We start from the raw sequence: 20,153 nt of genomic DNA, 5'->3' as shown, positions 1-20,153 counted from the left end.
CGTCAGCATCGGGCGGTTTTTTTATGCGTATAAACCCTGCAACACTGCGGCTGCATGCACTGATTCGTGTCAGCCGGACGTAGCCCACCAGCGACTAGACTTACGTCCAATGTGCCCCGCCGGACCCACAACCCACCATTGGGCGCAAAAAATGGAACCGAACCATGAGCAAAGCCGATGCGTTCGCCGAGGCAGGCAAGACCGCTGTGCTGCAGAACATCCACGGGACCATGGAGTTTCTGCGCAAGTACCCGCCGTTCAACCAGATGGAGCCGGGACACCTCGCCTACCTGGTGGAGAACTGCCAGCTGCGCTTCTACAGCGAAGGCGATTGCATCATTTCGCCCGATGACGGTGTCGTCGAGCACTTCTACATCATCAAGCAGGGTCGCGTGCACGGCCAACGCCCACACACCAGCAAGCGCGGCACCGACACCACCTTCGAAGTGATCGTCGGCGAGTGCTTTCCCATGGCCGCACTGATGGGCGAGCGCGCTACCCGTACCGGGCACTTCGCCGCCGAAGATACCTTTTGCTATCTGCTGAGCAAGCCCGCCTTCGTCAAGCTGGTGTCCAAATCCGCGGCATTCCGTGACTTCGCCATGCGTGGCGTCAGCAGCCTGCTCGACCTGGTCAACCAGCAGGCGCAGATGCGGGCGGTGGAAAGCCTGGGCGAGCAATACTCCTTGGAGACACGTATCGGTGATCTTGCCCTGCACCATCCGGTCTCCTGCCTGCCATCCATGCCGCTAGCCGATGCGGTGGCATTGATGCACGAGAACAACGTCGGCAGCATTGTAATTACCGACCTCGAACTGCACCCGCAGGGCATATTCACTCTGCGCGATCTGCGCCGGGTGATCGGCACCGGGACGACTGACCTGTCCGCGCCGATCGCTGAGTTCATGACGCAAGACCCCTTCCATCTCCCACCGGATGCAACCGCGTTCAACGCCGCCATTGCAATGACCGAGCGCCACATCGCTCACGTCTGCGTCGTTGATAAAGGCCTGCTCAGAGGGGTAATTTCCGAGCGCGATCTGTTCTCGCTGCAGCGCGTCGACCTCGTTCACCTGGCGCAGGCGATCTCCCACGCCGACAGCGTCGAGACGCTGGTGATCATCCGCAGCCGGATTCTGCAGCTGGTCGACAACATGCTGGCCCACGGCGCGTCTTCTACGCAGATCACCCACATCATCACCTTGCTCAACGACCATACGGTGTGTCGCGTAATCGAACTGGCCATCGAAGCGCTTGGCGACCCGGGCATTTCCTTCACCTGGCTGTGTTTCGGCAGTGAAGGGCGCCGCGAGCAGACCCTGCATACCGATCAGGACAACGGCATCCTCTTCGAGGCCGCCGATGCGGCCGAAGCCGCGCATATCCGCGGCCGTTTGCTGCCGCTCGCAGAGCGTATCAACCGCGATCTGGACACCTGCGGCTTCACCCTGTGCAGGGGCAACATCATGGCCAGCAACCCGCAGCTGTGCCTGTCACGGCTGGAATGGCGGCGGCGCTTCAGTACCTTCGTTCGGGAATCCACGCCGGAGAACCTGCTGAGCAGCACCATCTATTTCGACCTACGTGCGGTCTGGGGCCCCAGCGAGGGCTGCGAGCAACTGCGCAGCAACATGCTTGAGGAAGTCGGTGAGAGCCGGTTGTTCCAGCGCATGATGGCGGAAAACGCGCTGCGCCATCGTCCGCCTGTAGGGCGTTTCCGCGACTTCGTTGTGACCCGTAAAGGTGACGGCAAGGCGACTCTGGATCTCAAGGTGCAGGGCCTGACACCCTTCGTCGACGGCGCTCGCCTGCTTGCGCTGGGCCACGGCATCACTGCGTGCAACACATTGGACCGATTGCGCCAGCTGGTCGAAAAGGACATCGTCGACGAAAAAGACGGCGCGGCCTATGAAGAGGCCTACCAGTTCATCCAGCAAACCCGCATGCTGCAGCACCAACAGCAGGCGCGCGACGGCCAGCCCTACTCGAACCGGCTCGACCCCGACACCCTCAATCACCTGGATCGGCGTATCCTGCGTGAATCCTTTCGCCAGGCGCAGCGCCTGCAGAGCAGCCTGGCGGTTCGCTATCAGCTATGAATATGCCCTGGTTCAAACGTCGCGGCCCGACCCTCGAACTGCAACAGCTGCAACGGCGCGATCAGCTTGCGGCGCCGACTGCGCTGGGCCTTTGTCCTCTGCAGACGCAGCGCATGGTCGTGCTCGACCTGGAAACCAGCGGCCTGGATATGCGCCGCGACATCGTCCTGTCTATTGGCGCGGTGGTGATCGATCAAGGCGGAATCCAGCTGGGACATCAGTTCGAGTCGACCTTGTTGCGCCCGGCGCAAAAGGTCAACGAAAGCGTCCTGATCCATGGAATTGCACCGAGCGAACTCGAAGCCGGTGAAGACCCCGCCGAAGCGCTCCTGGATCTCATGGAATTCGTCGGTGATAGTCCTATCCTGGCGTTCCATGCAGGTTTCGACCAGCGCATGCTGAATCGGGCTTTGAGACAGACGCTCGGTTACAAGCTGCGTCATCCTTTCATCGATGTCGCCGAGCTCGCGCCGATGCTCTGCCCTGACAACCGTCCGAAACAGAATGGTCTGGACGACTGGTGCGCGCATTTCGGTCTGCATGTGCTGCAGCGCCATCACGCCAGCGCCGATGCGCTGGCCACTGCCGAGCTGGCGTTGATCCTGTTCAGCAAGGCACACCGACAGGGATTGGATAGCTTGAACGCCATTAACCAGCGCCTGGCGAACTGGCGCAAGCGGCAACAGGCTCAGTTCATGTAACGCTCGACCAAGCAGTGCGGGACAGCGCCGGGCGATATCCACATTGCGCCATTGGCGGCAACTTGCGATCATGTGCGAATAGTTCTCGTTACTGGCCGTTCGTCGGCCTTGGAGCATTCGCTTGTCGGCTGGGTCGACCCATCAACAGTTCGTGGGCTCGCTGTATCGCGATCATCGCGATTGGCTGTTGAACTGGCTACGCCGCCATCAGGCGTGCCCTCACCGCGCCGAGGACCTGAGTCAGGACACCTTTCTGCGGTTGCTCAAGCGTGACGATATGGGCGAGCTGCGTGAGCCACGCACCTTGCTGGCGACGATCGCCCGCGGTCTGTTAATCGATCATTTTCGTCGCAGTGCGCTGGAGCGGGCCTACCTCGATGAACTGGCGTTGCAGCCAGAAGAAACGCAACCTGGCGCAGAAGAACAGTTGCAGGTGCTTCAGGCACTGCGCGAAGTCAACCTGATGCTCGGCGAGCTTTCAGCCAACGCACGTGCAGCCTTCTTCTATAACCGCCTGGACGGCCTGACGCACGCTGAAATCGCGTCATGCCTCGGCGTATCGGTTCCCCGCGTACGCCAGTACCTCGCTCAGGCGCTGCGCCAATGCTATATCGCCGTTTACGGTGAACCAAAATGAGTATCGACCGGCAACCGGTATCGGCCTCGGTACTCGATGAGGCTATCGCCTGGCAGTTGCGTCTTGGCGATGGTGACGTAAGCGCTCAGGTCAGAATGGAGCTTCAGCGTTGGCTGAATCAGAGTGCCGAACATGCCAAAGCCTGGGCACAACTGGGCGGCATCGACCAGCACCTGGGCACCATTAATTCCCCGCCTGCAAGGCGGGCGCTGCAGATCAACCCGCATTCCGGACGACGGACAGCTGGTCGTGCGTTTCTCGGCCTGGCAGTGCTGTGTGCCTTGGGTGTGGGGTTGGCACTGCAATCGCAGCCGCTCTCAGCGTGGATAGCCGACGAGCGCACCGGTGCTGGAGAACAGCGGAGCATTGCGCTGGCTGACAACAGCCGACTTCAATTGAACAGCCGCAGCGCGGTAGATATTCGCTTCGATCAGCGACAGCGCCGACTGTATCTACACAGCGGCGAGTTGCTTGTTGAAACCGCACCGGGCAACGACCCAAGGCCCTTTATCGTTGAAACCGAACAAGGCGATTTGCGCGCGCTCGGTACGCGATTCATCGTTCGGCGAGAAGGTGATGCAACCCGTCTGGTGGTACTCCGATCCGCTGTAGCAGCGCTTCCGGGTGACCTGCAGGCTGGTCGCACGGTGCAGGCTGGCGAGCAGGTACTGATGCACCGCGATCATCTCGACCAGAACCAGGCAGCGCCGGTTGCTGCAGACGCCTGGAGCCGGGGCATGCTTGTGGCGGAAGACCTTCCACTGGGTGCGCTGCTGGCAAAACTCGGCGAGTACCGCCAGGGCTATCTGGGTCTCGATCCGAGCCTCGAATCCCTGCGCATCAGCGGCAGCTTTCCATTGCACGACACTGATCGTGCGCTGGCAGCGCTGCCACCCAGCCTGCCTGTGCGGATCGAGCGGCACACCGATTGGTGGGTCAAGGTGGTTCCAGCGCAACCCACCGGCGATCCGGCCAGGTAACGGCAGCGGCCCAGCAGACTCCAAAAAAATTCAGCGCCCCCTATCACTTTTCATTTCTCATCCGGCCTGCTGAATAACTGAGACATATTCCTATCCGGGAGTTATTCACAAATGCCATCGCTTTCACTGTTCCGCCCCAGCCTTCTGGCCGTTGCTATTGCCGTCGCGCCACTGCCACTAATGGCCCAGACGCCCAACGGCGAAACGGCTGTTAGCGAGGTCCGCGAGTACTCCCTGCCCGCCGCACCTCTGGCCTCGACCTTGAACCGCATCGCCGCCGAAGCAGGACTTGTGCTCAGTATCGATCCCGCTTTGGCCCGCGGCCGCATGGCCGAGCCGGTACAAGGCCGCTTCGATGGCCAGGGTGCGCTGCACGAAGCCCTGCGAGGGACTGGGCTTGAGCTGCGCCAGAGTGCGGCAGGTAGCTACAGCGTGCAGCCTGCCGCGACCAATGCAATGGCGCTGCCGGACGTGACCGTGACGGCAACCGAGGCGCTGGCCAACGGTGGCGAAGAAAGCGGCTATCGCGCCAGCGCCGTACGAAACGTCGGCGCCCTGGGAGGAATGGAACTTCAGAATGCACCCTATTCGGTCACGGTGATTTCCTCGGAGCTGATGGACAATATTCAGGCCACCTCCAGCGACGACATCTTCAAGCTCAGCCCGACCACGCAGTTTACCTCCCCGACCAGCGCCGGCTACGCCAGTGCGGTGGCCATTCGTGGCTTCAGCGGCGTCGGCAACCTGAGCATTGCCAATGACGGCCTGCGCTTCAGCAACGGCTACGATGGCGGCAACTTCATCGAGGAAATGGAGCGGCTGGAGATCCTCAGTGGCCTGTCCGGCTTTCTTTATGGTCCGGCCAGCCCTGGCGGACTGGTCAATTACGTGCTCAAACGCCCCACTGCCGAACGCTACAACAGCGTGACCTATGGCACTCCCGGCGGCGAGAACCAGTACCTGCACGGCGACTTCGGCGGGCCGATCGACAGCGAAGGTCGCTTCGCCTACCGCGTCAACCTGCTCGCCCAGGATGGTGAGACGGCCATCGACGGCCAGGTCGAACGCCGCCACATGGCCAGCGTCGCGCTGGACTGGAACGTCAGCGACGACCTGCTTATCCAGTTCGACGCCTCACATAAGCAGAGCGAGACGCGCGGCCTGACCAGCTACTGGTACTTCGGCAATCAGGCGTTTCGGCCCGACGCCGACGATCTGGAGAACGACCAGCTCTACAGCCAGCGCTGGGCCTACAACGACAGCCGCCACGACCGTATCGGCAGCCGCTTCCAGTGGCGCCTGAACGATGTGTTCAGCCTGCGCGGCGCGCTGGGCTACAGCCAATACACCAGCGAGTACGCCTACACCGGGCCGACCGTCTACTCTGCCGGCCTGTATACGCAGCCGCTGTATGCCTTCGCCCCGGTAGAGACCGAAGAGACCTCGGGCAACCTGTTCCTCGATGCAGCCTTCGACACCGCAGGCATCGGCCACGAGATGACCCTCGGCTACCAGGGCAACATCGCCCGGGTGCGCTATAACAGCGATTACATCCCCTATACAGCAGGTACCTTCTGCGGCAATACAGGTAATGGACCGCAATATGTAGATGTACTGTGCGGCGCAGCTTCCTTCGACAAATCTCCCCAAGTCGCCAAGCCGGATTACGACTTGGGCGATGGCGACTACCATCTATCCAGCCGCACCCAGTCCGACAGTGTGCTGGTCGGAGATGTCATCACCTTCAACGAGCAGTGGTCGACGATACTTGGCGTGACCCACTCGCGCATCAAGACCTTCAGCGACAACTTCGTCTGGGTCGAGGCGTTCGGCAGCGCTCCGGCCATCGAGAATTACAGCGAGACCAAAACCTCGCCCAACGTTTCGCTCGTCTACAAACCAGTGGAATGGCTGACCACCTACGCGACCTACATCGAAGGCTTGCAGACGGGCGGCGTGGCGCCAAGCGGCACCAACAACGCCGGCCAGGCGTTGGCGCCGATCGTCAGCGAACAGTATGAGATCGGCGCGAAAGCCGAGCTCGGCGGTGCCCTGTACACCGTTGCGCTGTTCGACATCGAGAAGCCCAACACCTACACCAATGCAGCCAACTTCTTCGTTCAGGATGGCATGCAGAACAACAAGGGCCTGGAGTTCAGCGTAACGGGCAACGTTACCCCAGCACTGACGCTGGTGGGCGGCGTCACTTTGCTCGATCCGGTCGTAGAGGGCGCGGCGAACGCTGCCAACGACGGCAATCGCCCGGTCGACGTGGCGCGGCGACTGGCCAAACTGTATGGCGAGTACGCAATTTTTGCCGTACCCGGCCTGACGCTCACAGGCGGTGCCTTCTACACCGGCGAGCAATACACCGACGAAGCCAACGACAACACCATTCCCTCGTTCACCACCTTCGACCTGGGTGGCCGTTATCGCCTCGCACTAGCCGATGACCGTGCACTGACACTACGCGCCAATCTGAGCAACCTGACCGACGAAGAATACTGGCTGAGCAGCCACTACCTTGGCGCTCCTCGCACCATAGAGCTTTCGGCGCAACTGGAGTTCTGACTCAGCGTCAATTCAAGACCGGCCTCTGGGCCGGCTTTTGTCTTTACAGGATTTACCCGATGCAAAGCAAAACCATCCGCCGCTGGTCCTTCGTCCATACTTGGACCAGCCTGATTTGCACGCTTTTTCTGCTGTTGCTGGCGGTCACGGGATTGCCGTTGATCTTCCATCACGAATTGGAGCATCTGCTTGGCGACGCTCCAGAGTTGCGCGAGATGGCGCCCGATACGCCACATCTCGATCTGCAGCAACTGGTGACCGCCGCCGAGCGGCACCGCGAGGGCGAGGTGGTGCAGTATTTTGGCTGGGAAGCGGACGAGCCCAATGGCGTCGTGGCGATCACGGCCGCAACGGCCGGCACCGAACCGAACTCCTCCTATACCTTCATGCTCGATGCCCGTACCGGCGAAGCGGTTGCGATGCCCGCGGCCAACGGCGGCCTGATGATGTTTTTCCTGCGTATGCATGTGGACATGTTTGCGGGGTTGCCCGGCAAGCTGTTCCTGGCCGTCATGGGTATTCTGTTTATCGTGGCGATCATTTCTGGCGTCGTGCTTTATGCGCCGTTCATGCGCCGCCTGGAATTCGCTCAGGTCCGGCGTGATCGCTCCAGTCGTACCCGCTGGCTGGACCTGCATAACCTGATTGGCGTAGTCACACTCAGCTGGGCGCTGGTGGTTGGCGTCACCGGTGTCGTCAGTGCCTGCGCAGACCTGCTGATCGAGGCCTGGCGTGCCGAGTCGCTGACGGCGATGCTCGAGCCCTACCGTGACGCGCCACCGCTGACGTCGCGCGCGCCCGCAAGCAACCTTCTGGAAATCGCCGCGCAGGCAGCGCCGGGTATGCAGCCGGACTTTATCGCTTTTCCAGGCACCCGTTTTTCCAGTGAGCACCACTACTCCGTATTCATGAATGGAAGCACTCATCTGACTTCGCATCTGCTCACGTCTGTGCTGATCGATGCCCAGACGCTGGACGTGACTGCAGTAGGCGAGCGCCCGTGGTACATGGATGCCCTCGGCCTGTCACAACCCCTGCACTTCGGTGACTACGGCGGTCGGCCGATGCAGATTCTCTGGGCCGTTCTCGACGTGCTAACGATCATCGTGCTGGGTAGCGGGTTGTATCTGTGGTGGGTTCGTCGTCGAGGGGCGCAAGCGGCCATGCGCGAGGTGTCCGCATGAGCTGGCGGGATTCGACCTTCATACTGCCAACGTTAATTGCCATGCTCGGCTTTGCCGGTCTCTTTGCTGCTCTGCTCGGTGATGGCTGGTGGGATGTGGCAGCCTGGCTTGGCCTTGGTCTACCCGCGCTACTCAGCGTCTGGGCTCTGACTCGTCGTGGAGACGCGGCTAGCGAGAAACCGAGCCCCCGTGCCACGCGGCAGTAATGCGGGTTATGCGGTGAGTAAATCGCCGAAAAGCGCTCTGCGAGATGGGTTTTAGCTCAGGTGATTGCGTTGCGGCGTCCGCCACGCTTGGTGATCGCTGCGGATCACCAGACTACCTGCTGCGAGCGCACGTCTTGACATCCGCCAGCTTGATTCAGGCCGGTGCGCATCCGTTCAGATGCGCGCCGCCAACATTTCATAGCTGCTGGGCCGCGACTCCCACTTGCGAGAATTACGGCTTTTCGCCAGCACAGATGACCCGATAAAGCGGCGCATCGGCATCCAGCAGGGTCATGGTTTCGATCTTCGCCTGGCCCGCCTCATTCAACCTGAACAGCGCCTTTTCATCGCAGAGTAACTGATGCGGGCCGCTCGTTACGGTGGACATCAGATGCTGTTTTTTGAATCGGTATAGAACGAAACGGGCAACGCGCCCCTTGCTCGTCTCTTCGGTTTGCACATTGGCGCCGTCCAGTACCGTATAGCCCAGCGGCATTGGGAACATCATGGTCCACGGGCGCCACAACATCTCGCCCTCCTCGCTTGCAACGATCACAGAGCCTTCGGGCAACCGCGCTTGCTTGGTTTCGAACCAGGTGTATTCATAGTTGATGGTGTAGGCGAGCATGCCCAGCCCAGCGAATGCCGGGACGATCCACTTCGGCAGTCTCTTGCGAGACAGGTTACGCAGCAACAGCGCGATCCCCGCGCCTGCCAATGCGGCAACGATTGCAGCGATTAGATGCCAGAACATGTACTGCTTCCTTAAAAAAATCGGGCTTCCAGATGGAAGCCCGATTTGTGCCTCAACCGCGGATCAGATGCAACATCTGACCTTTGGCTACATTAGTGATCAAGCGCAGCGCCAGCACCTTTTGGGGTACGAACGCTTTCGACCAGATCCTGAATCGCTTGCGGCGGGGCCTCGGTGGCCATCGACACAGCGTAGGCAACTGCGAAGTTGATGATCGCACCTACTGCACCGAAGGACAGCGGGGAGATGCCCAGCATCCAGTTGTCAGGCGTGTTGGCGAAGGACGCCGTGCCCGGGATGAAGAACCAGCCGAGGTACAGGAAGATGTAGACCAGTGTGGAACACAGACCCACGATCATGCCTGCTACTGCGCCTTTGCTGTTCACGCGCTTGGAGAAGATACCCATCATCAGGGCCGGGAACAGGGACGCAGCGGCAATACCGAACGCCAATGCCACCACCTGTGCCGCGAAGCCAGGCGGGTTAAGACCCAGCCAGGTTGCGAGAACGATCGCACACGCCATCGAGATACGGGCAGCCATCATCTCGCCCTTCTCGCTGATCTTCGGATTGATGATGTTCTTGATCAAGTCATGGCTGATGGCAGAGGAGATCGCCAACAGCAGACCCGCAGCAGTCGAGAGCGCAGCCGCAATACCACCCGCAGCGATCAGACCGATGACCCACCCTGGCAGGTTGGCAATTTCCGGGTTAGCCAAGACGATGATGTCGTTGTTAACCACCAGCTCGCTGCCACTCCAGCCACGCTCTGCAGCAGTCGGAGCGAAGTCAGCGTTGGCATCGTTGTAGAACTGGATACGGCTGTCGCCGTTCTTGTCTGCCCAAGTGATCAGGCCAGTTTCTTCCCACGTCTTCATCCACTCAGGACGCTCTTCGAAGCGAATCGCTTCGGCCTGCGGACCTTCCGGATAAATGGTGTCCAGCAGATTCAGACGAGCCATGGCACCAACGGCCGGAGCAGTCAGGTACAGCAGCGCGATGAACACCAGAGTCCAGCCGGCGGACCAGCGGGCATCTGATACTTTCGGTACGGTGAAGAAGCGGATGATGACGTGAGGCAGACCAGCCGTACCGATCATCAGCGACAGGGTAAACAGCACCATGTTCAGCTTGTTATCGACGTCAGCAGTGTAGTCTTGGAAGCCCAGGTCATTGACTACGGCATCCAGCTTCTCCAGCAGCGGTATACCGGACTCGACGTGAGTACCAAACAGGCCAAATGCGGGGATTGGATTGCCGGTCAATTGCATGGCGATGAACACGGCAGGAATGGTGTACGCGATGATCAGCACGACGTACTGAGCAACCTGCGTGTAGGTGATACCCTTCATGCCGCCGAATACGGCGTAGCAGAACACGACGCCTGCAGCGATCCAGATACCGGCGCTGTTGCTTACTTCCAGGAAGCGCGAGAACGCTACACCGGCACCGGACATCTGTCCGATTACGTAAGTTACGCAGATGAGAATCAAGCAAACAACAGCGACAAGGCGCGCGCCACGGCTGTAGAAGCGATCGCCGATGAAGTCAGGCACAGTGAACTTGCCGAACTTGCGCAGGTACGGTGCCAGCAGCATGGCCAGCAGAACGTAGCCACCCGTCCAACCCATCAGATAGGTTGATGTGGCATAACCGCCGGAAGCGATGATACCCGCCATGGAAATGAAAGACGCTGCAGACATCCAGTCCGCCGCAGTCGCCATACCGTTTGTGACGGGATGAACGCCACCACCGGCGACATAGAACTCTTTAGTCGATCCAGCACGGGCCCAATATGCGATACCGAAGTACAACGCAAAGGAGGCGCCCACAAACAACATGTTGATCCAAAATTGACTCATGCTGGCTTACTCCTCAACACCAAATTTCTGGTCCAGTTTGTTCATCCGCCACGCATAGAAGAAGATGATAACTAGAAACGTCAGAATGGATCCTTGTTGAGCAAACCAGAACCCCAAGTCCGATCCCCCAACCGCAATGCCGGAGAGCATTGGACGCAGGACAATGGCGAAGCCATATGAGACCAGAGCCCAAACAACCAAGCTCCATGTTATGAGGCGAACATTCGCCTTCCAGTACGCATCAGCATTTATTCTATCGGCGTCGGCCATGACGTTCTCCGTCTTATTTTTATTACGGGTGAAGGGAACTACATCGTGAATCTACCAAGGATGTGTTACAGAAAGATAGCCCCGACTTTAGTCTGACTGCCGCTAACGTCACATGCCGACCGGACCTATACAATGCTTCAACGCCGGCCGCATGACCCGGCTAGTAAGGATCGGTATTCGTTGTAGACAGCGATGAGCAAGTGCCCCTGACAGTCCTCTCTTTCGCTCCATGGAGATATCGCTGCTTGGCTCCTGACGCCCGATGCCAGAGCGGATCCTGCCAGCCTTTTTTTGACTTATCGGTCACGAACAATCCGAAGTATAGGAACTCAAGCCGCTGCGTCTGCAAACAGGCATCAGGCCTTAAAACCATCCTGCATGAACAAGTTAACTCTTGCGCATACAGATTACAGTTACCCAATGCACGGCTATTAAACAAAACAATACTAATAAGCGGCATTAACTAATAGCGACTGTTTTATAGCCAGGCACCTAACTACTTTAATTCGGCTTTAACAGCTCTAATTACCAACGCCATCTCCCGTAAGACTTGGCATAAATAGATGCCGCCGATCATTTGAACGAGACATGACAAGAAGAAAGGGTTGGGCGGCGTCAATACGATTCCGATAGCCCTTTGCCGAACGGCGTGGCGGTGCAGTGCAGTGCGCCCGGAACTCATCTCACTCGCAGCGCCGCTCGCGACCGGAGGCCCTCAACAAGTGGGCCGCCCTGCGGTGTACTTCTGCGCAGGGTCAATGGCAGCCTCGAGGTCGCGGATCGCCGTGGCGCCAATCAGCAAGGGGTAGCGGAAATGGCTGCGGTCGGTGAGGTTGACCTCCGCTTCGTGCAACCGATCACCGATGCACAGCTGCATTTCCACCACTGGCCGCTCAGCGACATCGGGGCCACGCTCGAGGTCAGTGTCATCGTCGGGATCAGCCTCCTCTGCACGCGTCTTGATCTCGGCGATACGCGCCAGCGGGCGTTCATAGAACGTGTCTCCAGCACCTTCGACAGCCAGGCGGAATCGTACCCAGTCTTCCCCGTCGCGCTCGAAACGCTCGATATCGCGCGCTGACAGCGAGGCAGTCATCGCGCCAGTGTCCATCTTGGCTTTGAGGGTCTTGCCGAGGTCTTCGATTTTGATCTGCTCATAGCGGCCGAACAAGGTTGGTTCGGCGGCGATGGCGGGAAGGGTTAACGCACTCAACAGCAACAACAAACGGGACAAAACGGCCTCCTGACTTTGTATTGATTCCAGTGGGACCGATCATCGCCGCGATCCGTTCCGCCCGAAGTGCCGGCCACGGACGGCCACGGACGGCACGCGTGGAAGTGGGCTGCCTGCTAGACTGCGCGCCACTTCCTCTTGCAGATGACTACCGTGCCCAGTTCAGCCTTCACCACCCTGCCCCTCAGCGCGTCGACGCTGGCCAACCTCGACGCGCTCGGCTACACCGAGATGACGCCGATTCAGGCTCAGAGTCTGCCCGTGATGCTAAAGGGCATGGACCTCATCGCGCAGGCCAAGACCGGCAGCGGCAAGACCGCCGCCTTCGGTATTGCGCTGCTGGAACCGATCAACCCGCGCTATTTCGGCTGTCAGGCGCTGGTACTTTGCCCGACCCGTGAACTGGCCGATCAGGTTGCCAAGGAACTGCGCCGGCTGGCGCGCTCGGCAGACAACATCAAGATCCTGACACTGTGCGGCGGCGTGTCCATCGGTCCGCAAATCGGCTCGCTGGAACATGGCGCGCATGTGATCGTCGGCACGCCTGGGCGCGTTCAGGAGCATTTGAAAAAGGGCTCCCTGAAACTCGACGGCCTGAACAAGCTGATCCTCGACGAAGCCGACCGCATGCTCGACATGGGCTTCTACGACGCGATTGCCGAAATCATCGGGCAGACCCCGAGCAAGCGGCAAACCCTGCTGTTCTCGGCGACCTACCCGGCCGGCATCAAGCAACTCGCATCGACCTTCATGCGCGACCCGCAGCAGGTCAAGGTCGAAGCCCTGCATGACGACACCCAGATCGAGCAGCGCTTCTACGAAATCGACTCCGAAGAGCGCATGCAGGCCGTGATTCATGTCCTGGCCAGCTTCCGACCGGAGACCTGCGTGGCCTTCTGCTTCACCAAGCAGCAGTGCCAGGAACTGGTCGACGCCCTCACCGCGAAAGGCATCTCCGCCATGGCGCTGAACGGCGACCTGGAACAGCGCGACCGTGATCAGGTACTGGCCATGTTCAGCAACCGCAGCCTGTCCGTGCTGGTCGCCACCGATGTCGCGGCCCGCGGGCTGGATATCGATGCGCTGGACATGGTGATCAATGTCGAACTGGCGCGAGATTCAGAAATTCATATTCACCGGGTGGGACGTACCGGTCGTGCTGGCAAGAAAGGCATTGCTGTCAGCCTTGTCGCTCCAGCCGAAGGCCACCGCGCCCAGGCGATCGAGGACCGGCAGAAAGCGCCGCTCAACTGGCAGCCGCTGGGCGAGCTAAAAGCGCAGCCGGGCGGCCCGCTGCAGCCGCCGATGGTCACGCTGTGCATCGGTGCTGGACGCAAGGACAAACTGAGGCCGGGCGACATTCTCGGCGCGCTGACGGGTGATGCGGGTATTCCCGGCAAGCAGGTGGGCAAGATTGCGATCTTCGACTTCCAGGCGTTCGTTGCCGTCGAGCGCGACGTGGCCAAGCAGGCCTTGAATCGCCTCAACGCCGGCAAGATCAAAGGCCGCTCACTGAAAGTCCGCACGCTCTAGCCGAACTGGAAGAAACGAGCCTGTCGCATCTCCGCATACAGGCTCGTGACGAAACGGATTGCCCGTCTCGAAGAAACAGCGCCAACTCACTCGACCGATCAAGCGAACGGCGCTGCTGGCGAGCCGAGAAGTCCTTTCGCTCGACTCGCCGATGACTCGGGTTACAGCGAACCGCGCGCCCAGGGACCCCAGATGGCAAAGGTGATGCCGGGGGTCTGGATGTTGACGAAGAGGAAATGGCCGGTCGGGTCGAAGCAGGCGCCGCAGAACTCACGGTTGCGGTAGTCGCCACCGGATACGTTCTTCCCGGCCGCAGCGGCCTGGACGTCATCGAACACCACGTTGTTCTTGGCGAAGATGTAAGCCTCTCCTGCTGTGGTCAGGCCCAACAGGCGCTCACCGAAGCCGTAGGTATCCTGCACACCGCCGCCATCTTCGCAGAGCAGCAAACCACCGCGCGGGCTGACCGTGATGTTGTCCGGGTTGTTGGCGATTTCAGCGTCGGTGGAGGCGAATAGACAGGTCAAGCGGTCGTTGGCCAGGTCGTGCACCCACACCGCCCCGTTGCCATAACCGGCACGTCCCTGACTGTCGGTTCCGGCGCTGGTATCGACGATGTAGAGCTTGCCTTCGCTGTACCAGATGCCTTCGCCGCGGCTCATGCTCAAGCCGCCGGCACGACGAGCCTGGGCGAACGGCCCACTGCCCTCGGGCTGCGGCTCCAGGTCCGGGTTAGGCACTTCGACCCACTCGAGCTGATAACTGTCACCTTGTTTCGGCGCCAGCAAGTCGGCCGACGCAAGGTTGCGAACCCGCGCGGCTTGCAGGATGCCGCCCACGGCCAGCGAGCCCGGTTGCTGGCTGGCATCGGTGGGAATGTAACGGTAGTAGCCGGCGCGGTTGCGGGCGTCTTCGGTCAGGTAGACGTAGCTGTTGCGCGGGTCTACGGCAACCGCTTCATGGGCAAAGCGTCCCATCTGGATAATCGGCTCGCCGGTGGTCAGGGCGGGATCTGCAGTCACTTCGAATACGTAGCCGTGAGCGCGACCACCCACCGAGCTGTAATCCGCAGTGGTTTCCTCACAGGACAACCAGGTGCCCCAAGGCGTGACGCCGCCGGCACAGTTGGTACGGGTTCCGCCTAGGCTCGGCAGGGTGCGTACCGGCTGCATGATGTCGCGGGAGACATAAAGGTTGGTGGTGCCGCCGGCCGGACGCTGGCTGTTGGACAGGGTCACGTCATCGTAGATGCCGGTGGCGTCGATCAGCGGGCCGGTGCTGGCTTCATGGTTACGCACGAGCACGATTTCCGGGCCATGCTGGCCGCGACGCACCTCGATGACGCCCATGCCGTCATGCGATGTCGGTACAGGCTGGCCGTTTTCCATCAGGTCGCCAGTCCATGAAAAGCTCTTGTACTGGAATCCATCGGGCAGCTGGAGCAACTCCAGGCCGGTGCTCAGGTCCTTGGTCGGACGCAACGGGCCGTAGCTGCTGCGAACCAGGCCGGCACCGCGACCTTGTGCATTACGTGCAGCGAAGGCTTCGAGCGTACCCAAAAACGGCGTGCTGGCGACGACTGCGGCAGTGATGGCGCCGCCTTTGAGCAGGCTGCGGCGGCTGGCATCGTGTTCACGGTTCATGCGGTGTCCTCTTTTATAGGAATGGGAGGGGGCGGCATGAATGAAGCCTGACGAATACGGCTAAACGATGACCGTGCGGTTTCGTTCCGGTGATGCGAGACGGATGGACGGTATAAGCTTTGCTTCGATTGCCGTGACGTCAGCGCACGACCGACGTCCAATCTTCTTATCGAAGCCAGGCCCGACTCACATATATGCGCTCACCCTTGCTCAGCCACTCCCTGCGCCAGCTCTGGGCGCTGGACAAGTTCGGCTACAGCTTCCGCGTACTGATCGCACTCGCCGGCAGCATGGGTTTGAGCTGGTATTTCGCACAGCCCGCAATGGCGATCCCCTTGTTCCTCGGCGTCATTGCCAGCGCCTTGGCAGAAACCGACGACAGCTGGCTAGGCCGCTTATCGGCGCTGCTGGTCACGCTGGTGTGCTTCAGCATCGCCGCGGCTTCAGTGCAGTTATTGTTCCCCTATCCGCTGTTATTCGCGCTCGGCATGGCCGCGTCGGCGTTCAGCCTGGTGATGCTCGGCGCGCTGGGCGAGCGCTACGCGACCATCGCCCAGGCGACGCTGATTCTATCGATCTACGGCATGATCGCTGCCGACCAGCGCGGCGGCGAAGCGCTGCACCCCTGGCGCGATCCGCTGCTGCTGTTGGCGGGCGCGACCTGGTACGGCCTGCTTTCGGTTCTCTGGAATGCGCTGTTCGCGCACCAACCCGTACAGCAGAGCCTGGCCCGCCTGTACCGTGAGCTGGGGCAGTACTACAAACTCAAGGCCGCGCTCTTCGAGCCAGTGCGCCAGCTGGATGTCGAAGAACGTCGCCTGCAACTGGCGCAGCAGAATGGCCGAGTGGTAAGCGCGCTGAACGCCACCAAGGAAACCCTTCTGCATCGCCTGGGCAATGGTCGGCCCGGGGTGAAGATCAGCCACTACCTCAAGCTCTATTTCCTTGCACAGGACCTGCATGAGCGCGTCAGTTCTTCGCACTATCCTTACCAGGAACTGGCCGAGGCGTTCTTCCATAGCGACGTGCTATTCCGTTGCGGAAGGCTGCTGCGCTTGCAAGGCGTGGCATGCGCGGACCTCGCCAATGCCGTTCAGCTGCGCCAGCCGTTTCGCTACAGCGAAGCCAATGCACAGGCGCTGGCCGATTTGGAGTCGTCGCTCGAACACCTGCGCTTGCAGAGCAACCCAGCATGGCGTGGGCTGTTGCGCTCATTGCGCGCCTTGTCCGGCAATCTGGCGACCATGCAGCGCCAGCTGTCCACGGCGACCAATCCAGACGCCCTGGAAGGCGAGCAGGACAGCAGCCTGCTGGACCGACAGCCGCAGTCATTGCGTGATGCGTTCAACCGTATCCGCTTGCAGCTGACACCCACCTCGCTGCTGTTTCGCCACGCCCTGCGCATGAGCCTGGCGCTGCTCTGCGGCTATGCCGTGCTTCACACGATTCACCCCGAACAGGGCTACTGGGTATTGCTGACCACTGTATTCGTCTGCCAACCCAATTACGGCGCCACCCGGATCAAGCTGGTCCAGCGCGTGACGGGCACGGCGCTTGGCCTGGCGGTTGGCTGGGCGCTGTTCGACCTGTTTCCGAGCCAGCAGATACAGGCGCTGTTCGCGGTGATCGCCGGCGTCGTGTTCTTCGCCACTCGCAGCAGCCGCTACACCCTGGCAACCGCCGCGATCACCCTGCTGGTGCTGTTCTGTTTCAATCAGGTGGGTGACGGTTACGGGCTGTTCTGGCCGCGCCTGGTCGATACGTTGCTGGGCAGCTTGATTGCGGCGGTCGCCGTATTCTTCGTGTTGCCGGACTGGCAGGGTCGGCGCCTGAATCAGGTCGTGGCCAATACGCTCGCGCGCAGTGCCGATTATCTGCGGCAGATCATGACGCAGTACGAAAGCGGCAAGCGCGATGATCTGGCCTATCGACTGGCGCGGCGCAACGCGCACAACGCCGACGCGGCGCTCTCCACCACCTTGTCGAACATGCTTCTGGAGCCCGGGCACTTTCGCAAGGACGCCGAAACCGGCTTTCGCTTCCTGATCCTCTCGCACACGTTGCTCAACTATCTGTCAGGCCTGGGTGCGCACCGCGAGAGCCTGCCGGTCGATGCCCGTGACGACATGCTGGAAAGCGCCGCAGAGCAACTGGCGAGCAGCCTCGATGAACTGGCCAACGGGCTGCAACACAACCAACCGGTCGCTGTTTACAGCGAGGCCGAAGAAGCGCTGGCGCAACAGCTGGAGCAGGCTTCGGAGGACATCGACGACAGCCACCGGCTGCTGCAAACCCAACTGGGCCTGATCTGCCGTCAGCTGGCGCCACTACGCAGCATGGCCGCGCACCTGTTGCGGCAACATCCGCAGCCTCAAGGCTGAGGCAGCGAATTCGGCGAAGGCAGACCATGGCGCGAGAAGATGGCCGCGTAGGTGCCGTCCTCGACCATCGCCTCGATCTCGCGGTTGAAGGCCGCAATGATTGCAGCCTGCTGCGGATGGTCATTACGCACCACTAACGACAAATCGCGAATGCTGAATTCACCCGGCACGAAACTCAGCCCATCACTCACCTCTTTGAGCGAACTATTGAAGTGAAACAGCACAGTACGCTCGTCCTCAAGGGCCAGATCAGCGCGATCGGCCAGCAGCATTCGTGCCGCCTGTACGAAGTTATTGGCGTAGCCTTTGTTGAGTGTTGAGTCGTCTGCCAGCTCATCGCTATAGGCATAACCATTGGTCAGCACGATTTCGTAAGTGCGCAGACTTTCACGTCCCTCATATTGGATGCCGTCACCCTTCCGCTGCACCCAACGCACCCGGTTTTGCAGAAAGGGACGGCTGTACGTTGCGTAGTCCGCATGCCTGACCGTGAACCAGTCGTTGATGATGTCGTACCTACCTTGCTGTAACCCCAGCACAGTCCGCTCCCAGGGCACCTCAGTGTAGGTGACCTCAGCTAATCACAACCAGCGCCGTTTGGGATGCCCGGCCCGTCGGATGGCGGGAGTCCAGGCTGCAGCCAACGAGCGGCAGGAGTACCATCGCGCATTTTCCGGGCGAGGTAGCTGGCAGTGCAGACGGACGTGGTGGTGATCGGCGCAGGTGCCGCCGGGCTGATGTGCGCATTCTCAGCCGCCGCGCGGGGCCGTAGGGTGCTGCTGATCGACCACGCCAACAAGGCCGGCAAGAAGATCCTCATGTCGGGCGGTGGCCGTTGCAATTTCACCAATCTCTACACCGAGCCGGCCAATTTCCTGTCCGGCAACCCGCATTTCTGCAAATCCGCGCTCGCCCGCTATACCCAGTGGGACTTCATCGAGATGGTCAGCCGCCACGGCGTGCCCTACCACGAGAAAAAGCTGGGCCAGTTGTTCTGCGATAACAAGGCAAGCGACATCCTCGGCATGCTGTTGAAAGAATGTGAGCAGGCCGGCGTCGACCTGCGGCTCGAGACGGCCGTACAAAACATCGCCAAAACGGAAGATGGCTACCTGCTGCAGACCGGTGCGGGACTGGTAGCCTGTCAGTCACTGGTCATCGCCACCGGCGGCTTGTCGATTCCGACACTCGGCGCGAGCGGATTCGGTTATCAAGTGGCGCGGCAGTTCGGCCACAAGGTACTGCCGACCCGTGCAGGTTTGGCCCCCTTCACTATCACCGAGCCGCAATTGAAGTCGATGTGCGAGGCCTTGTCTGGCACCTCAGTCGAGGATTGCCTGGTCAGCTGCAATGACCAGAGCTTCCGCGAAAACATCTTGTTCACTCATCGCGGCCTGTCCGGCCCGGCGATCCTGCAGATCTCCTCGTACTGGGAGCCGGGCGACGCGATCGAAATCAACCTGTTGCCGCATCTGAACCTGAGCGAATGGCTGGAGGAACAGCGCCAGGAGCGTCCCAACTCCGAACTGAAAACGCTGCTTGGCGAACTGTTCACGCGCAAGATGGCAGGGCTCCTGGCGGAACACTGGTTCGTCTCTAAACCCTTGAAACAGTACTCAGCCAACGAGCTGATCGAGATCGCCGAGCGGCTGGCCTGCTGGCGGCTGGTGCCGGCGGGCACCGAAGGCTATCGCACCGCCGAGGTGACCCTCGGCGGCGTGGATACCAGGGAGGTGTCATCCAAGACGATGGAATCGCAGAAGTCGCCGGGGCTGTATTTCGTCGGCGAGGTACTGGACGTCACCGGCCACCTTGGCGGCTTCAACTTCCAGTGGGCCTGGGCCTCGGGCTATGCCGCGGCGCAGTACGTCTAGCTACTCGTTGGCCAGGTTGGACGGCGGCGAGAGTTCACGCGGGCCAGCCGGGTCGGTTGCGGTGTTCTGGTACTCCTGCTGGTTTCGTTCGTTGTTGCGCAGCGCTGAAGGTTCTTCGTCTGGCGAGCAGCCGACCAATGTCAGTGCCAGTGGAAGTGCCGCTGTCATGGCGATCAGTCTGGATGTCATCTCAGTCTCCTGCCGTGCGGTACGTTACGCCAATG

At 60.7% G+C, this 20,153-nt stretch carries 16 protein-coding genes and 1 pseudogene; 10 read left to right on the top strand and 7 right to left on the bottom strand.

Annotation, left to right across the window (positions count from 1 at the left end):
* The first annotated feature begins 164 nt into the window (after positions 1–164).
* From PSTU_RS0104480 to PSTU_RS0104450, 7 genes are all read left to right on the top strand, one after another.
* The gene (locus PSTU_RS0104480) at positions 165–2,099 is read left to right on the top strand and encodes a putative nucleotidyltransferase substrate binding domain-containing protein (protein WP_019339847.1); all 1,935 of its coding nucleotides are present in this window, start codon (positions 165–167) and stop codon (positions 2,097–2,099) included.
* Positions 2,096–2,800 (top strand): PolC-type DNA polymerase III, encoded by a 705-nt coding sequence (locus tag PSTU_RS0104475; protein WP_019339846.1) that lies wholly within the window; start codon positions 2,096–2,098, stop codon positions 2,798–2,800. Before PSTU_RS0104480 ends, PSTU_RS0104475 begins: the two co-directional genes overlap by 4 nt.
* Positions 2,801–2,921: 121 nt before the next feature.
* On the top strand, positions 2,922–3,437 hold the full coding sequence (locus tag PSTU_RS0104470; RefSeq protein ID WP_019339845.1) for an RNA polymerase sigma factor: 516 nt from the start codon (positions 2,922–2,924) through the stop codon (positions 3,435–3,437).
* Positions 3,434–4,417 carry a FecR family protein gene (locus PSTU_RS0104465; RefSeq protein WP_019339844.1) on the top strand — a complete coding sequence of 328 codons (984 nt, stop codon included), beginning with the start codon at positions 3,434–3,436 and terminating at the stop codon, positions 4,415–4,417. The genes PSTU_RS0104470 and PSTU_RS0104465 overlap by 4 nt, the downstream gene beginning before the upstream one ends.
* Positions 4,418–4,528: 111 nt before the next feature.
* Complete coding sequence (locus PSTU_RS0104460) at positions 4,529–6,988, top strand: TonB-dependent receptor (protein ID WP_019339843.1); 2,460 nt, start codon at positions 4,529–4,531, stop codon at positions 6,986–6,988.
* A gap of 59 nt (positions 6,989–7,047) precedes the next feature.
* Positions 7,048–8,172, top strand: a complete 1,125-nt coding sequence (locus tag PSTU_RS0104455; RefSeq protein ID WP_019339842.1) for a PepSY-associated TM helix domain-containing protein — start codon at positions 7,048–7,050, stop codon at positions 8,170–8,172.
* Complete coding sequence (locus PSTU_RS0104450; protein WP_019339841.1) at positions 8,169–8,378, top strand: hypothetical protein; 210 nt, start codon at positions 8,169–8,171, stop codon at positions 8,376–8,378. Before PSTU_RS0104455 ends, PSTU_RS0104450 begins: the two co-directional genes overlap by 4 nt.
* Positions 8,379–8,610: 232 nt before the next feature.
* On the opposite strand, the gene PSTU_RS0104445 is transcribed toward PSTU_RS0104450, so the two are convergent.
* The 4 genes from PSTU_RS0104445 to PSTU_RS0104430 form a co-directional block, all read right to left on the bottom strand.
* A complete protein-coding gene (locus tag PSTU_RS0104445) occupies positions 8,611–9,132 on the bottom strand; it encodes a hypothetical protein (RefSeq protein ID WP_019339840.1) in 522 nt (173 codons plus the stop codon).
* 92 nt (positions 9,133–9,224) lie between these two features.
* Positions 9,225–10,994, bottom strand: coding sequence for a sodium:solute symporter family protein (locus PSTU_RS0104440; protein ID WP_019339839.1), 1,770 nt, complete (start codon positions 10,992–10,994; stop codon positions 9,225–9,227).
* Positions 10,995–11,000: 6 nt separating this feature from the next.
* Positions 11,001–11,264, bottom strand: coding sequence for a DUF4212 domain-containing protein (locus PSTU_RS0104435; protein ID WP_019339838.1), 264 nt, complete (start codon positions 11,262–11,264; stop codon positions 11,001–11,003).
* Between the two features lie 715 nt (positions 11,265–11,979).
* Positions 11,980–12,498: an ATP-dependent zinc protease gene (locus PSTU_RS0104430; RefSeq protein ID WP_019339837.1), complete on the bottom strand. Its 519-nt coding sequence runs from the start codon at positions 12,496–12,498 to the stop codon at positions 11,980–11,982.
* Between the two features lie 153 nt (positions 12,499–12,651).
* Between PSTU_RS0104430 and dbpA the strand changes: the two genes are divergently transcribed.
* The gene (gene dbpA, locus PSTU_RS0104425) at positions 12,652–14,031 is read left to right on the top strand and encodes an ATP-dependent RNA helicase DbpA (RefSeq protein WP_029404609.1); all 1,380 of its coding nucleotides are present in this window, start codon (positions 12,652–12,654) and stop codon (positions 14,029–14,031) included.
* A 161-nt stretch (positions 14,032–14,192) separates the two neighbouring features.
* Here dbpA and PSTU_RS0104420 read toward each other — a convergent pair whose 3' ends face one another.
* A complete protein-coding gene (locus tag PSTU_RS0104420) occupies positions 14,193–15,674 on the bottom strand; it encodes a PhoX family protein (protein ID WP_019339835.1) in 1,482 nt (493 codons plus the stop codon).
* Positions 15,675–15,868: 194 nt separating this feature from the next.
* On the opposite strand from PSTU_RS0104420, the gene yccS reads away from it, so the two are divergent.
* Complete coding sequence (gene yccS, locus PSTU_RS0104415) at positions 15,869–18,055, top strand: YccS family putative transporter (protein WP_019339834.1); 2,187 nt, start codon at positions 15,869–15,871, stop codon at positions 18,053–18,055.
* Here yccS and PSTU_RS20445 read toward each other — a convergent pair.
* Positions 18,046–18,618 (bottom strand): annotated as a pseudogene (locus tag PSTU_RS20445) (substrate-binding periplasmic protein); the annotation flags it as partial. The gene yccS and the pseudogene PSTU_RS20445 overlap by 10 nt on opposite strands.
* A 129-nt stretch (positions 18,619–18,747) precedes the next feature.
* Here PSTU_RS20445 and PSTU_RS0104405 point away from each other — a divergent pair.
* Positions 18,748–19,929: an NAD(P)/FAD-dependent oxidoreductase gene (locus tag PSTU_RS0104405; RefSeq protein WP_019339832.1), complete on the top strand. Its 1,182-nt coding sequence runs from the start codon at positions 18,748–18,750 to the stop codon at positions 19,927–19,929.
* On the opposite strand, the gene PSTU_RS0104400 is transcribed toward PSTU_RS0104405, so the two are convergent.
* Positions 19,930–20,118 (bottom strand): hypothetical protein, encoded by a 189-nt coding sequence (locus tag PSTU_RS0104400; protein WP_019339831.1) that lies wholly within the window; start codon positions 20,116–20,118, stop codon positions 19,930–19,932. It lies immediately after the preceding gene.
* Positions 20,119–20,153 lie beyond the last annotated feature (35 nt).

This window comes from Stutzerimonas stutzeri SDM-LAC (assembly GCF_000235745.1).
Classification (GTDB): domain Bacteria; phylum Pseudomonadota; class Gammaproteobacteria; order Pseudomonadales; family Pseudomonadaceae; genus Stutzerimonas; species Stutzerimonas stutzeri_H.
Note: the sequence above shows the minus strand (reverse complement) of the source record. Positions and strands in the feature narration are given on the sequence as shown.